This is a genomic window from Halomonas sp. B23F22_20, from assembly GCF_043496985.1.
Classification (GTDB): Bacteria; Pseudomonadota; Gammaproteobacteria; order Pseudomonadales; family Halomonadaceae; genus Halomonas.
Window position 1 is genome coordinate 15,290 of the sequence record NZ_JBIEKH010000015.1, and the last position, 13,843, is coordinate 29,132.

General features: G+C 63.8%; 12 protein-coding genes and 1 tRNA gene. 6 read left to right on the top strand and 7 right to left on the bottom strand.

Annotated elements, in window-relative coordinates; translation table 11 throughout:
* Positions 1 to 241: 241 nt before the first annotated feature.
* Positions 242 to 550 carry a hypothetical protein gene (locus ACGTN6_RS13430; RefSeq protein ID WP_394592321.1) on the top strand — a complete coding sequence of 103 codons (309 nt, stop codon included), beginning with the start codon at positions 242 to 244 and terminating at the stop codon, positions 548 to 550.
* Positions 551 to 656: 106 nt separating this feature from the next.
* Here ACGTN6_RS13430 and putP read toward each other — a convergent pair whose 3' ends face one another.
* The 5 genes from putP to ACGTN6_RS13455 all read right to left on the bottom strand — a co-directional run bounded on the left by putP (position 657) and on the right by ACGTN6_RS13455 (position 7,916).
* Entirely contained in the window at positions 657 to 2,147 is a 1,491-nt protein-coding gene (gene putP, locus ACGTN6_RS13435) for a sodium/proline symporter PutP (protein WP_394592322.1), read from the bottom strand.
* Between the two features lie 181 nt (positions 2,148 to 2,328).
* Positions 2,329 to 5,520: a bifunctional proline dehydrogenase/L-glutamate gamma-semialdehyde dehydrogenase PutA gene (putA, locus tag ACGTN6_RS13440; RefSeq protein WP_394592324.1), complete on the bottom strand. Its 3,192-nt coding sequence runs from the start codon at positions 5,518 to 5,520 to the stop codon at positions 2,329 to 2,331.
* A gap of 352 nt (positions 5,521 to 5,872) precedes the next feature.
* Positions 5,873 to 6,673, bottom strand: coding sequence for an AraC family transcriptional regulator (locus ACGTN6_RS13445; RefSeq protein WP_394592326.1), 801 nt, complete (start codon positions 6,671 to 6,673; stop codon positions 5,873 to 5,875).
* A gap of 60 nt (positions 6,674 to 6,733) precedes the next feature.
* Positions 6,734 to 7,105, bottom strand: a complete 372-nt coding sequence (locus tag ACGTN6_RS13450) for a hypothetical protein (protein WP_394592328.1) — start codon at positions 7,103 to 7,105, stop codon at positions 6,734 to 6,736.
* Between the two features lie 259 nt (positions 7,106 to 7,364).
* On the bottom strand, positions 7,365 to 7,916 hold the full coding sequence (locus ACGTN6_RS13455; protein ID WP_394592329.1) for a hypothetical protein: 552 nt from the start codon (positions 7,914 to 7,916) through the stop codon (positions 7,365 to 7,367).
* A gap of 436 nt (positions 7,917 to 8,352) precedes the next feature.
* Between ACGTN6_RS13455 and ACGTN6_RS13460 the strand changes: the two genes are divergently transcribed.
* A complete protein-coding gene (locus ACGTN6_RS13460; RefSeq protein WP_394592330.1) occupies positions 8,353 to 9,114 on the top strand; it encodes a Crp/Fnr family transcriptional regulator in 762 nt (253 codons plus the stop codon).
* 262 nt (positions 9,115 to 9,376) lie between these two features.
* On the top strand, positions 9,377 to 10,114 hold the full coding sequence (gene fnr, locus ACGTN6_RS13465; protein ID WP_394592499.1) for a fumarate/nitrate reduction transcriptional regulator Fnr: 738 nt from the start codon (positions 9,377 to 9,379) through the stop codon (positions 10,112 to 10,114).
* A 241-nt stretch (positions 10,115 to 10,355) separates the two neighbouring features.
* Here fnr and ACGTN6_RS13470 read toward each other — a convergent pair.
* Together ACGTN6_RS13470 and ACGTN6_RS13475 are read right to left on the bottom strand one after the other, a co-directional pair.
* Positions 10,356 to 10,429: transfer RNA gene (locus ACGTN6_RS13470), tRNA-Gly, on the bottom strand.
* A 281-nt stretch (positions 10,430 to 10,710) separates the two neighbouring features.
* A complete protein-coding gene (locus tag ACGTN6_RS13475; protein WP_394592332.1) occupies positions 10,711 to 11,118 on the bottom strand; it encodes a CBS domain-containing protein in 408 nt (135 codons plus the stop codon).
* 231 nt (positions 11,119 to 11,349) lie between these two features.
* Here ACGTN6_RS13475 and ACGTN6_RS13480 point away from each other — a divergent pair, with 231 nt between their 5' ends.
* The 3 genes from ACGTN6_RS13480 (at position 11,350) to ACGTN6_RS13490 (ending at position 13,827) form a co-directional block, all read left to right on the top strand.
* Positions 11,350 to 11,916 (top strand): YqaE/Pmp3 family membrane protein, encoded by a 567-nt coding sequence (locus tag ACGTN6_RS13480; RefSeq protein ID WP_394592334.1) that lies wholly within the window; start codon positions 11,350 to 11,352, stop codon positions 11,914 to 11,916.
* Between the two features lie 65 nt (positions 11,917 to 11,981).
* A complete protein-coding gene (locus ACGTN6_RS13485) occupies positions 11,982 to 12,851 on the top strand; it encodes a carboxylate/amino acid/amine transporter (protein ID WP_394592336.1) in 870 nt (289 codons plus the stop codon).
* A 64-nt stretch (positions 12,852 to 12,915) separates the two neighbouring features.
* Complete coding sequence (locus tag ACGTN6_RS13490) at positions 12,916 to 13,827, top strand: NAD(+) kinase (protein WP_394592338.1); 912 nt, start codon at positions 12,916 to 12,918, stop codon at positions 13,825 to 13,827.
* Positions 13,828 to 13,843: the final 16 nt, after the last annotated feature.

The window sequence follows — 13,843 nt, forward strand, 5'->3', positions numbered from 1 at the left end:
GCCGAGTCATTCGACGTCCTTGCATGTGATGACTGCAAGTATAAAAACACTGTTTCTAAATGTCTTGTAAAATTTTTCTATGGCATTGATAGCCGTGGATTCGATCAATGCATCGAAGTGTATGCTCACATGGATTTATTTAGGAAAGATGTTGTACAGGTTTTCACATTTCTTGCACATGGCTCGCCGAGGCGTGGGTTTTCGGCTTCACTGGAGGGAAAGACAGCCTGAGGGGGCGACCATGATGATCGGCACTTTCCTGGCGAGGACGCGTTCCGGGCAAGGCGATCGGCCGCTGGTGGCATTGTTGGTGGCGGGAGGCCTGGCGGCCTGGCTACTGTGGCATCCGGGGCTGGTGCAGGGGTTGTCCTGGCCCTGGCGGTGGCCGATGGTCGTGCTGGGAGGTTGGGCGTTGGGCTGCGCTTTCTTGAGGCCCCTGGCGCTGGAGGTCGGTGAGCGTGGCCTCTGGCGACTGGCCGGTACCGCCTGGAGCCGTGCCTCGTTGCCGCTCTTCGCGCTGCTCCTCGCAGGGCGAGCTCTGCTGGGCTGACCTCGTGATCGACTGCGGTGAGTAGCTTGCTGTCGTTCGGTGCGCAGACAGCAGAAAGGGCTCCCGAAGGAGCCCTTTCCAGGTTGAGCGCATGACGTGTGCCAGGTCAGCGAGTGATGTGCTGATACTCGCCGGCATCGGCCGTTACGCTGCTCACCACCAGAATGGCAATGAAGGCGGCGATGAAGCCGGGGATGATCTCGTACACGCCGGGGCCGCCCAGGAAGGAGCCGTTCCAGCCCAGCGAGATCCATGCCATTACGGTGACGGCGCCCACGATCATGCCGGCAATGGCGCCGGCGCCGTTGGTGCGCGACCACATCAGCGACAGGATGATCAGCGGGCCGAAAGCGGCGCCGAAGCCTGCCCAGGCGTTGCTGACCAGTCCCAGGACCTGAGAGTTCGGGTCAGACGCGATGACGGCGGCCACCAGGCCGACCAGGGCGACACACACGCGGCCTACGGTGACGGTCTCCTTCTCGGTCGCCTCCTTGCGCAGGAACAGGCGATAGAAGTCTTCGGTCAGGGAGGAAGAGGCCACCAGCAGCTGGCTGGAGATGGTGCTCATCACCGCCGCCAGCAGTGCAGCGTAGAGGAAGCCGGTGATCAGCGGGTGGAACAGCAGGTCCGCCAGGATGATGAAGATCGTTTCCGGATCCTCGACGTTCATGCCGTTGCGGACCGCGTAGGCGCGGCCGAAGATGCCCAGTGAGATCGCGCCGACCAGCGAGATGAGCATCCAGCTCATGCCGATGTTACGGGCAATGGGCACGTCCTTGAGCGTGCGGATGGCCATGAAGCGCACGATGATGTGCGGCTGGCCGAAATACCCCAGGCCCCAGGTCACTGCCGAGAGCCAACCGATGAAGGTCAGCCCCTCTGTCCAGGAGAGCAGGGTGGGATCGACCTCGTTCAGGGTCTGTGAGGCCTGGGAGAAGCCGCCGCCGCCTTCGCCGAACAGCACCACCGCGGGCATGATCACCAGCGCCAGCATCATGATGCAGCCCTGCACGAAGTCCGTCATGCTCACGGCCATGAAGCCGCCGACCACGGTATAGGCCAATACCACGCCCAGCGTGATGACGATGCCCGTCCCGTAGTCGCTCATGCCGCCGATGTTGAACACGCCGGCGAAGGCGCTTTCGAACAGCTTGCCGCCGGCCACCAGGCCCGAGGCCGTGTACACCGAGAAGAACACGACGATCACGATGGCGGAGACCGTTCTCAGCGAAATCGCCCGAGTGGGGAAGCGGTTGGCCAGGAACTCCGGAATGGTGATCGCGTTGCCGTAGTGAACCGTCTGCTCGCGAAGGCGCGGCGCCACCAGCAGCCAGTTGAAGAAGGCCCCCACCAGCAGGCCGATACCGATCCAGGCCGAGCCGAGGCCCGAGACGAACATGGCCCCGGGCAGGCCCAGCAGCAACCAGCCGCTCATGTCCGACGCACCGGCCGACAGGGCTGCCACTTTCGGGCTGAGGGAGCGGCCCCCCAGGATGTAACCTTCCGACGTCGATGTCGATTTGCGCATGGCATAGAAGCCGATGGCGATCATCAGTGCAAAGTACGCAAAAAGACTGATCCAGACACCAATAGCCATAAGAACGTCTCCTTTTTATTCAGCCGGCCGCATCGCCGGCGGGTTGTTGGTACGCATGCCGTCCATAGCGCCTGTGGCTGGTATCGCGATCCGGGAGAGTGCGCGCGTCAAGCCCGTATTGGCGTGGTTTTCGATCATGGGGAGCTTCCTTCAGTTTGTTGTCGTTGATAACGAGTGTGGATCACTCGTCTCCCAGCGCAAGCAGTGACGCGTTACCGCCAAGTGCGGCGGTATTGACCGTCACTGTCTTTTCCGTGGCAAACCGCAGCAGATAGTGAGGACCACCTGCCTTGGGGCCTGTACCGGAGAGGCCCTGACCGCCGAACGGCTGAACCCCCACGACGGCTCCGATGATATTGCGATTGATATAGACGTTACCAACACGCATTTTCTGCGCTATTTCATCGGCAAATGACTCGTTGCGGCTGTGCACGCCGAAGGTCAGGCCATAGCCGCGACCGTTGATCGACTCGATCACCCGGTCAAGATCCCGTGCCTGGTAGCGCACGATGTGCAGCACCGGGCCAAACTGCTCGCGTTCCAGGGCCTCGATGCCATCGATCTGGAAAGCGGTGGGCGCGATGAAGGTGCCCTCGGCGGTGTGCGCCGGGTCGAGGGTCGTCTCGGCCAGCAGCCGCCCCTCGCCCTTGAGCCTGTCGATGTGGGCCTGCAGGCCGCGGCGCGCGTCCTCGTCGATCACCGGCCCAACGTCGGTGCCCAGGTCGCGGGGATCGCCGACATGGAGTTCGGCCATGGCGCCCTCGAGGATCTCGATGACCCGGTCGGCCACGTCGTCCTGGAGATAGAGCACGCGCAGCGCCGAGCAGCGCTGGCCGGCGCTCTGGAAGGCCGAGTGGATGACGTCGGCTACCACCTGCTCGGGCAGGGCGGTTGAGTCGACGATCATGGCGTTCATGCCGCCGGTCTCGGCCACCAGCGTCGGCAGCGCGGCGTTCTCGCGGCTGGCCAGGGCACGGTTGATGATCTGGGCGGTGTCGGTGCCGCCGGTGAACACAACGCCGGTGACGCGCGGGTCGCTGGTCAGCACGCTGCCCACGGTGGGGCCGTCGCCGGGCAGCAGCTGGACCACGTCGCGTGGCATGCCTGCCTCATGCAGCAGCTCGACCACCCGGTGGGCGACGATCGAGGTCTGTTCGGCGGGCTTGGCCAGCACGGTGTTGCCGGCCACCGCGGTGGCCACCACCTGGCCACAGAAGATCGCCACCGGGAAGTTCCACGGGCTGATGGCGGCAAATACGCCCTTGCCGCCCATCATCAGGTCGTTGGTCTCTCCGGTGGGTCCCGGCAGGCGGGTCGGCTCGGCGAACAGCTCTTCGGCGCGGCTGGCATAGTAGCGGCAGAAGTCCACCGCCTCGCGGATCTCGTCGACGCCGTCGGTGAGCAGCTTGCCGCCTTCTCGGGAGCACAGCGCCATCAACTCGGCCAGGTGCGTCTCCATCAGGTCGGCAAAGCGGCGCAGGATGGCGGCGCGCTCGGCTACCGGCGTCGTCTCCCAGCGAGGGAAGGCCGCCCAGGCGGCGTCCAGCGCCTTCTGCGCCTGTTCCTTGTTGGTCCATAGCACGCTACCGACGACCTGACGGCGGTCATAGGGGCTGGTGACCTCGTGCATCAGAGCTGGGTCGGTGGCCACGTCGAAGGCCAGCAGCGGACGCGCATCGTAGCGAGTGTCCATGTGCTTGGCCATGGCATCCATCAGCGGCTGGTACTGGCTGCGGATGTTCAGGTTCACGCCCCTGGAGTTGCGGCGGTTCGGCCCGTAGATGTCCTGGGGCAGGGGGATGCGCTGGTTGGCCAGGGTATCGTACTGGCGCAGGGTTTCCGCCGGATGCACGCACAGTGATTCCACCGGGACCTTGGGGTCGACCAACTGGTGGACGAACGACGAGTTGGCGCCATTCTCGAGCAGTCGGCGCACCAGGTAGGGCAGCAGGTCCTTGTGGGCGCCCGTGGGGGCATAGATACGGCAGTAGGTGCCCTGCGGCGCGCGCTTGAGCGCCGCATCGTAGAGCGCCTCGCCCATGCCGTGCAGGCGCTGGAACTCGAAGGCTCTGTCGGCCTCGTTGGCCTGCTCCAGAATGCTGGTGATGGTGTGGGCGTTGTGAGTCGCGAACTGCGGGAAGATCCGGCCGCGGGTGGCGTCGGACAGCAGGAAGCGCGCGCACATCAGGTAGGCCACGTCGGTGGACGCCTTGCGGGTGTAGACCGGATAGCCGTCCACGCCCAGCTGCTGGGACTCCTTGATCTCGGTATCCCAGTAGGCGCCCTTGACCAGGCGCAGCGGGATCTCGTCGCCCTGGTATTCGGCCAGGCGGTTGAGGTAGTGCAGCACCGGCAGGGCGCGCTTGGAGTAGGCCTGGACGACCAGGCCGAACTGGCCCCAGCCGCGGCAGGTATCGCTCTCGTAGACGGCGCGGAATACCTCCAGCGACAGTTCCAGGCGGTCGACTTCCTCGGCATCGATGGTCACCGCGACGCTGCGCTCGCGGGCCATGGCGGCGAGTTCGCGCACGCTGGCGACCAGTTCGCGCAGCACCTGCTCGCGGCGGCCGAACTCATAGCGCGGGTGCAGCGCCGAAAGCTTGATGGAGATCGAGGGGGTGGGGGTGCGGCTGGACAGCGTGCGGCTGGTCTTGCCGACCCGCTCGATGGCCTGGGCGTAGTCCTCGAAGTAGCGGCGTGCATCACGGCGCGTGCGAGCGGCTTCGCCGAGCATGTCGTAGGAGTAGGTGTAGCCTTTATCGAACAGCGGCTTGGAGCGCTTGAGCGCCTCGTCGATGTCGCGGCCGAGCACGAACTGCTTGCCCATGACCTTCATGGCCTCGACCATGGCGCGGCGGATCACCGGCTCGCCCATGCGGTTGACCATCTTGTTGATGAAGCCGGACGGCCGGCCTTCCTGAGGCTTGTCCAGAGTCACGACCCGGCCGGTCATCAACAGGCCCCAGGTGGAGGCGTTGACCATCCAGGATTCGCTCTTGCCGAGGTGCGACTTCCAGTCGGCCGGGCCGAGTTTGTCCTCGATCAGGGCATCGGCGGTTGCCTTGTCGGGAATGCGCAGCATGGCCTCGGCCAGGCACATCAGCATCAGGCCTTCATGGGTGTCCAGGCTGTACTGCTGGAGCAGTTCGTCGATGGTGTCTACCGCGGTATCCATCTCGCGGATTTCTCGTACCAGCTCGGCGGTCTTGTCGGCGGTGCGGGCGAAGTCCTGTCGGTTCGCGCCGAGTGCGGCGATGAGCTCTGCGACGTAGGCGTTTTCGTCGACCGAATAGTGTTCACTGATGCGCGCGAAGAGCGTGTCGAGATCCTGACGCCAGGTGGCGTCCTCCAGCATGTTGTTGGCGTTGAGCATGTATTTCCCCGAAAGCAACCCGTCGTACAGGGTAGAGTTCCCGCCGCCGCGTCATGGAACGTCGGCGAATGCACGGTATCTTGCAAGGGTAGGGCGACGAGAGAGGCTCTGCTTGTCGATTCCGTTGGGGGATTTGACGAATTCGCGGATATTGGGGCGAGAGACGGAACTTTCTACGACTTAGGTCTATAGCTTCTGAGCGTTGCGTCCGGTTCGAGACGACGTTTGGTCTTGCGGACAATGTCATGCGCTCCGAGGTGAGAAATAGAGAGTTTTTCGCCCCATTACATCGATAAGGGCATCGCGACACTTGCTTCCTTTGGCCCCGTAAGCGATCGGAGTCGACAGGCACTTATGGCGTTGGCAGGCCGCTGCCGAGCCGTTGCGATGCCGCCTGGCGCAGCTGGCTGGGGGGGTGGCCGTAATCGCGACGGAAGGCGCGCGACAGGGCGCTCTGGTTGGTGAACCCGGTAAGCGCGGCGATCTCGGAGAGCGGCAGGTGACTCTCGCGGATCAGGCGATCGGCCGCCTGGAGGCGACGGCGCATCACGTAGCGCCACGGCGAGAGGCCGGTCTGGGCGCGGAAGCGCACGGTGAAGTGTGCTTCGCTGAGACAGGCCTCGGCCGCCATATCGGCGACCCGCAAGCCCCCGGCCAGGTGGCGGTCGATGAAGCGATCCAGGGCCGTCAGGTCGAGTGGGCGCCCGGCGGACGAGGCATCGCTGGCCAGTCGGGCATGCAGCGAGCCCAGCAGCGTGGTGGCCAGGCGTTCCTGATGCAGGGCGGTCAATGCGCCCTGGCCGGCCAGTTGATGAAGTTCGTGAAGCACGAAGTCGAGGAAGCGCGCCAGCGGATCGTCCAGGTCGAAGAAGCGAGGCGCATCGAACAGGCGGGCTAGCTCGTGATGGTGGCCGGTCAGCGACAGGGCGTCATGGGGAAGATCGAGGATCAGCTGGCGGTTGTCACCGGTCCCGGCATAGTAGTGCAGATGGTTGGCCGGCACGATGCATCCCGAGAGCGCCGAAATGCAGCCGCCGAGCCCTTCGATCTCGAACTCTGCCTGGCCATCGAGCCCGATCACGATCTGGTGAAAATCGTGAGCGTGGTGATGTATGGCGGTGTCGAGCGGGGTCTGGCGGATGGCGCTGGTCATCGTTGGCCTCCGGCGTGGCTTCACGGCGTGTTGCCAGTGTACCGGATCCGCCGCCATGACTCATTCCTGGCGGTGGTCGTGGCGTAATGCGGTGCGGGCGGCGAGGTGATCGCGCAGGGCGGACAGCTCGGCCTGGCCTTCGCTGTCGAGCAGGGGCTTGCCTCGCGCTACTCGGCCATGGCGGCCGTGGTCGTTCATCAGTCGATGGGCGCGGCGACGCACCCCTTCCAGGTATTCGTCGTGTCGAATCGGGTAGCCGACAACGGCGTTCCACTCATTCTCGTTGACGCGGCTCTCCAGCGCCTGATCGAACAGTGTCAGCAGGTGCTCAGGCTCGGTTCGGTAGCGCGGGGTTCTGGCAGTCATCAGGATGGTGACCATGCCACCGATGATCAGCAGGCAAACGAGAAAGACGGTCAGGAACAGGGCCATGGGGCGCAAAGATGACAGCTTGGCTCGCTGAAGCGAGGCATGAGTGGAGCGGGGAGGAGCGCTTATCCCAGCGTGATCGATCCCGACGCAGGAAAGCGGCAGAACCGTCGTCGCGGTGGCCGCCGCTCCTTTCCGGGATTGTTGTGATTGTACGGCCTTCGGCCTGGCCGGGCCAGGCCGAAGGCATCCAGGTCCTGCCCATGACGGGAAGCGCAGAGTCACGGCATGCGATACGGCCAGCCGGTGTCGTGAATGGCCGTCAGTTGGCGGACATTCCCCTCAGGTGCCGGGCTCCTGCCAGCCAGCCTCTCGGCCAGGGATGTGAGGCAAGCTGGGCGTCGGGCGCGACCTCTCCATCATGCGCGGCAATCAGCTCCCGCAGGATGTGACATTCCGCCTGCTTCTGAATCGCCATGCCTTGCAACAGTGATTGCAGGGCAGGAGAGAGATTGCTCTCCTGACAATGCATGAAGATGCGAGCCGCATGCTCGGCGCGAACCATGGCGCGTTTCAGGGTGCGAAGTGCCTGCCAGCGATCCGCGATCAGTCCGTCGTTCGCTACCGCCGTGGTGTCGGCAGCGGGCGGATAAGGCGTCGGCGATGGCGTGATCTCCTGGGCCTTTTGCTGTAATTCGGCCAGTCGCGCTTCGCACTCGATGCCGAGGGCCGCCATCAGGGTGCTGATTCCCCAGCCGAACGTCAGGAACCGGAAGGCCAGCTTGCGGTAGCGCTGCAACTCCTGGCGCTCGTGATCGATGGCCAGAGCCAACAGATCCTGAGGTAGCAAAGCCGTGGGAGCGGGTTGGGACATTGCAGCGGCCTCCATGAATGCGGCACGGTGACATGAGAGGCAAAGGTAGGAAAGGGCATGATGAGCCACCATGACGCCGGTCAAGTTTGTCTGCCTGCATGGGAGCCGTCGGGCGATTTCATGCTTTGAAGTGAGGTTTCTCATACGCTGGGCGTCGCTGCAAAAAGGGAGGCGTGATCGACGCCGGCTGCTTCCTGCCTACCTGCGTGCGAAGCGCAGACAAGGCGCGATGGACTGCCCGGGACGGGCCTCGACAGGGGGCGCCCGGCGAGAACGCAGCACCGTTCCCGCCATGGCGGTGAGCAATTCTTTGCCCTGTCGGCATGCCCGGCCGACGGTCTAACCTGAATCATGAGGCAAGCAGTTTTCCATGGTTCGGCTGGAGAGAGCCGTTCCGCTCACTCGAAATGACGGGAGAAACGATCGAGGTGGCGACATGGGAACCGCCAACGGCCTAGGGGTTTCGATGGGTCGCTATATCGAACTGGAAGCACACGAGAGGCGGCTACTGGAAGGCCTCGAACATCGCCCGTACCGGGCTGTCAGGGGGGAGTGTTTATGGTCATCTGGCGATCCGGTAGAGGATCTTTTCATCCTTCAGGATGGCTGGGCGTGTACCTTTCGCGACACTCGCGACGGCGAGCGGCAGATCATCGAGCTGCTGCTGCCCGGCGATATCCTCGGGCTGCGAGAATTCACCCTTCCTCACCACGTCAGCGACGCCAGACTGATCACGTCCGGTGTGGTCTGTGGTTTTCCCCATCATGAGATCGTCGATCTCGTGATGGCGTCACCGCCCCTTTCGATCGCGTTGTTCGCCGCTATCTCGCGTCAGGAGGCACTGCTCACCGAGCGCATGATGGTGACGCTGCACCGTTCGGCCCGGACCCAGGTCTGCCACTTCGTGCTCGAGACCTTCCTGCGGTTGCGCAAGGTCCGCGGTGTGGCCCCGGAGAACGTTCCGTTCCCCATCTCACAGCAGCTGTTGGGCCAGATATTGGGCCAGTCATCGGTGCACATCAATCGCATCCTGATGGCGCTGGAGCGGGATGGCGTCATGAAGAAGCATCGCGACTACGTCGCCATTCCCGATACGCAGCGTCTTTACGACGAAGCGGAGTTCGATGACGGCTATCTCAGCGACCGCATGGACGGTCTCTTGGAGCGGCTGGAAGCGCTGAGAGGGGACTCGCCCTAGCCCTCGAGGGCTGTCTGTGCCGCAGGCAACGGCTGGGCCCGAGGGGGGGGGGGTAAATCGCCTCTTTCTTAACAAATGTTATGGATGCCTCTTTCTTGTCGGCGGTAGCGTGAGCCAATACCGCAGTGAAGGCCTCCCGACCGTGCCTCTGCAAGGCGGTGAAGAGCATCGATGCTGTATTTCGACCGGGTGTCATGTATGGCGTATCAGTTTGGAACAGGCCATGTCTCGCGACGATAGAGATAACAGCGGCACGGCGACGATGGCTACGGCGCCGAAGCAATGCTCTCCTCTCGAAGAGAGCCGCTGCCAGAGCTGTTGCCATCGCTCGATGTGCCTTCCCCTGGCCCTCGGGCTAGAGGACCTGGATCAGTTCGACACCATCATTCGTCGCCGTCCTCCCTTGAGGAAGGGCGAGTTGCTGTTTCGGCAGGGTAGCCCTTTCACAGGCGTTTATGCCGTACGATCCGGAAGTCTCAAGCAGCTCACCGCCGAGGTGGGAGGTGAGGAGCAGTTGACCCATTTCTATCTGCCCAGTGAACTGGTTGGGCTCGATGGCATCGACGAGGCTGCCTACGCCGGCTCGGTGATCGCCCTGGAAACCTCCACCGTCTGCGAGATTCCTTTCGACCGGCTCGATACGCTCTCTGAACGGATGCCTGTGTTGCGTGCCCAGCTCTACCGCTGCATGAGCAAGGAGATGCGCGAGGACCTGCGGATGATTCGACTGCTGTCGCACAAGACCGCCGACCAGCGGCTCGCGACCTTCCTCGTAAGCATGTCCGACCGCTTTCGTCGACGTGGCTATTCGGCCTACACGTTTCGGCTCTCGATGACGCGGGCGGATATCGGTAATTACCTTGGCCTGGCCGTGGAAACCGTCAGCCGCGTGCTGGGGCGCTTTCAGCAGCAGGGCCTGGTTGCAGCGGCCGGTCGTGAGATCCACATTCTCGATATGGACGTCCTGATCGCCGTCGGCGAGGAAAAGAGCGGTCGCTGAAGCCGGCGCGGTACTCCGTTGCCTCGGGATCGAGCGTTGATGGCAGGAGATCCGCCAGCGGGCGACGCTTGATGTTTTCACGCTTCATGGAGCGGCTGCCATCTATGGCAGAAATCTCGCCATACACGGCGCTCTGGGCTATGCCTGCTCATGTCAGGATGTGTATGGAGCGGTAAAGCCTTGAGATTCGGAAGCTTGCGGGGTGCGGGGAAGCGAATCTGGTCGAGTCTGGAAGGGCCGTTGGAGCGGGTGAAGGGAATCGAACCCTCGTCTTAAGCTTGGGAAGCTTCTGCTCTACCATTGAGCTACACCCGCGAGGCGTTTTGCCAGTATATCCAGTGGTTTAATGATTACAACCCGCCCGCTGGCGTACAGCGGATAGATAGCGTGAAATTTTTTCGTCGCGGCGCTGAACTTTCCGTGCCAAGACTGTCATAACAGGTGCAGACGACATCAGCGATGGCAGTCGCTAGCACTGTCGCTCTGGCTTGCGATTCGATCCTTGACCGCCTCATCATCGATGAGGCGGTTTTTTTCGTGGCCCGGAAAAGCCGACACCCGGCGCCGGGCCGGGTGTCGGGCACGTGACGAGAGGCTCAGCTGTGACGCATGCGCAGGATGGCGTTGAGCACGTCGCGCCGAGTCACTATGCCGACCAGCCGGCCCTGCTCGGTGACCGGATAGACCTTGGGTTTGGCACCCAGCATTTCCTGGGCCAGGTCGGTGATGCTCTTGGCGGGCGTGACGGAGAGCACCTCGTTGCGCATCAGCTCATGAACCAGCGGCGGCTCGTCGTCGAGGTAGGCGCTTTCCAGCAGCTTGCCGATCACGTCCTGCTCGGAGATGAAGCCGATCAGCCGATCATGGTCATCGACCACCGGGGCGCCGGGAAGCCGGTGCAGTGCCAGGCCTTGGGCCAGGGTGATGACCGACGTCTTGCCGGTGACCCGGTAGCAGTCGCGAGACATGATGTCGCGCACGATGGTGGGGGCCTTGCTTTGCATGGCGGTTCTCCTTGTGCCGATGGGACCTCTCGCCTGGAGCTCCGGTCCGGGCGACTTCCCGGCACCCTCGGCCAGCCGGAGACCATGGCGTGTCTCGCGTTTATCATAGCCGACTCCCCCTGGGCTGCACGCGGTCGGTCACCAACGCAGAAGGGGCGTCGTGGAACCCGCCCTTGAGCCTCTACTCCAATGAGGCACAATGCCGCATCCCTCGATTGATGGAGACGTCCCATGGATGCCCGTGAATACCTGGCCCGCAAGGGGCTGGATGGAGAACGTGATCGCGAGCGCCCCAATACCCTGGAGGAGAAGGCCTGGTCTCGCGCCAGGGAGTCCGGGGATCATCGTCCTCGGGCCGGCACGCCGCATGATTGGGAGGACTGGGAGCGCTATCACGAGCAGCTCGCCGAGGGCGCTGAAACCCTCGAGCAGAAGATCGATCACGACGCCCATCGCCGTGCCCTTGAGCACGAGCACGAGCACGAGCATGAGCATGAGCATGAGCATGAGCATGAGCATGAGCATGAGCGCGATAGCGTCCAGCATTTTACGCTCGAGACCACCGAGCGCTCGGCGTCTGTAGAGACGACGACGCCTGCGGCCAGTGAGGCGTCGGTAGTGGAGCGCCCAGGAGCCTTCGTCGCCCTGGTGATACTGGCCGTGCTGCTCCCGCCGCTGGCGTTGGGCTTGGCCGGGGGCGGGAAGCAACGGGTGCTGATCGCCCTGGGGCTGACCCTGCTCGGCTGGTTGCCCGGGGTGGCATACGTCTTGTATCGGCTATATCTGATGAAATCTTGACGGTTGGCAGGCGAGATGTCGCCGGTATAATCCCGTCGGCCTCCATATCATCACGGAGTTGACTCTTGGGTTATCTCGTCGGCATCACTGTACTCTGGGCCTTCTCGTTCTCGCTGATCGGTGCCTACCTGGCCGGTCAGGTGGACAGTTACTTCTCGGTGCTGACCCGCATCACACTGGCGGCGCTGCTGTTTCTGCCGGTGCTGCGCCCTCACTTGCTGCACGGGCGCCAGCGTCTGGCGCTGATGGGACTGGGTGCCGTGCAGCTAGGGCTGATGTACATCTTCTTCTATCAGTCGTTCCTGCTGCTGTCGGTTCCCGAAGTGCTTTTGTTCACGGTGCTCACGCCGCTTTATATCACCCTGCTCGACGACCTGCTGTTCCGGCGTTTCTCGCCCTTCCACCTGTTGACCGCGGCGCTGGCGGTGCTGGGGGCGGCGGTGATTCGCTATCGCGGCCTCGACGGCAACTATTGGCTGGGCTTCCTGGTAGTCCAGGGCGCCAATATCTGTTTCGCCCTGGGTCAGGTCGGCTATCGCCGTCTCTCTAGTGAGCTGCCCGCCGCACTGCCGCGCCTGGCGGTGTTCGGCTGGTTCTACCTCGGGGCTCTGGCGGTGGCGCTGCCTGCCTTCCTGTGGTGGGGCGATGCCACGGCACTGCCCACCACACCGCTGCAATGGGGCGTGCTGGCCTGGCTCGGCCTGGTGGCCTCCGGGGTCGGCTATTTCCTGTGGAACCTGGGTGCGACGCGGGTCGATGCCGGGGCGCTGGCGGTGATGAACAATGCCCTGGTCCCGGCGGGACTGTTGGTCAACCTGTTGATCTGGAACCGCGATGCGGACTTGCCGCGTCTCGCGCTGGGCGGAGCGATCATCCTGGCCTCGCTGCTAATCAACGAGTGGTGGCAGCGTCGCCGCGCGCCGCGACCGGCCTGAGGGCGGTTTGCCCGGCCGGGGTCCAATCGCCATAATGAGCCGTCGCGAAGCGAAGGACCCGCGCATGCAAGCCTTTAAGAACAATGCCGTCAAGAACCAGGCCTTCAAGAACATAGGCCTGATCGGCCGCCTGGGCAGTGCCAAGGTGGTCGAGACCCTCAAGCGGTTGAGCCGCTTCCTCGACGATGCCGGCTATCACGTCATTCTCGAGGATCGCACCGCCACCGTGCTGCTTGGCCACGGCCATCCCGAAGCCAGCCGGCGCCGGCTGGGCGAGCTGTGTGACCTGGTGATCGTGGTCGGCGGCGACGGCAGCCTGCTCGGCGCCGCCCGTACCCTGTGCCATAGCGGCACCCTGGTGCTGGGGGTCAATCGGGGCCGCCTGGGCTTTCTCACCGACATCTCCCCCGACGAGCTCGAGGAGCGCGTTGGCGAGGTGCTGGCCGGACGCTACGAGCTTGAGGAGCGTTTCCTGCTCGATGCCGAGCTCTATCGCGACGATGTCCTGGTCGGCGATGGCGATGCCCTGAACGAGGTGGTGCTGCACCCCGGCAAGGCGGTGCGCATGATCGAGTTCGAGCTGTTCATCGACGGCCAGTTCGTGCACAGCCAGCGCAGCGACGGGCTGATCATCGCCACCCCGACCGGTTCCACCGCCTATGCGCTGTCCGGCGGCGGGCCGATCATGCACCCCAGGCTGGATGTCGTCACCCTGGTGCCGATGTTTCCGCATACTCTGTCCAGCCGGCCCATTGCCATCGATGCGGCCAGCGAGATCCGCATTCACATCGGCGAGACCAACCAGACCTACCCGCACATCAGCTGCGATGGCCAGACCCGCGCCGTAGCCAAGCCCGACGACGTCCTGGTGATCCGCCGCAAGCCCCAGCGGGTGCAGCTCGTCCATCCCCTGGGGCACAATTTCTACGAGGTCCTGCGCAGCAAGCTGGGCTGGAGCAACCGTCTGGGAGACTGAGGTGAGCAGAGCGCCC

Excerpts from the sequence above, each read along its gene's own strand:
- ACGTN6_RS13430 (WP_394592321.1), top strand. The coding sequence starts at position 242 with ATGATGATCGGCACTTTCCTGGCGAGGACGCGTTCCGGGCAAGGCGAT.
- putP (WP_394592322.1), bottom strand. The coding sequence starts at position 2,147 with ATGGCTATTGGTGTCTGGATCAGTCTTTTTGCGTACTTTGCACTGATG.
- putA (WP_394592324.1), bottom strand. The coding sequence starts at position 5,520 with ATGCTCAACGCCAACAACATGCTGGAGGACGCCACCTGGCGTCAGGAT.
- ACGTN6_RS13445 (WP_394592326.1), bottom strand. The coding sequence starts at position 6,673 with ATGACCAGCGCCATCCGCCAGACCCCGCTCGACACCGCCATACATCAC.
- ACGTN6_RS13450 (WP_394592328.1), bottom strand. The coding sequence starts at position 7,105 with ATGGCCCTGTTCCTGACCGTCTTTCTCGTTTGCCTGCTGATCATCGGT.
- ACGTN6_RS13455 (WP_394592329.1), bottom strand. The coding sequence starts at position 7,916 with ATGTCCCAACCCGCTCCCACGGCTTTGCTACCTCAGGATCTGTTGGCT.
- ACGTN6_RS13460 (WP_394592330.1), top strand. The coding sequence starts at position 8,353 with ATGGGAACCGCCAACGGCCTAGGGGTTTCGATGGGTCGCTATATCGAA.
- fnr (WP_394592499.1), top strand. The coding sequence starts at position 9,377 with ATGGCTACGGCGCCGAAGCAATGCTCTCCTCTCGAAGAGAGCCGCTGC.
- ACGTN6_RS13475 (WP_394592332.1), bottom strand. The coding sequence starts at position 11,118 with ATGCAAAGCAAGGCCCCCACCATCGTGCGCGACATCATGTCTCGCGAC.
- ACGTN6_RS13480 (WP_394592334.1), top strand. The coding sequence starts at position 11,350 with ATGGATGCCCGTGAATACCTGGCCCGCAAGGGGCTGGATGGAGAACGT.
- ACGTN6_RS13490 (WP_394592338.1), top strand. The coding sequence starts at position 12,916 with ATGCAAGCCTTTAAGAACAATGCCGTCAAGAACCAGGCCTTCAAGAAC.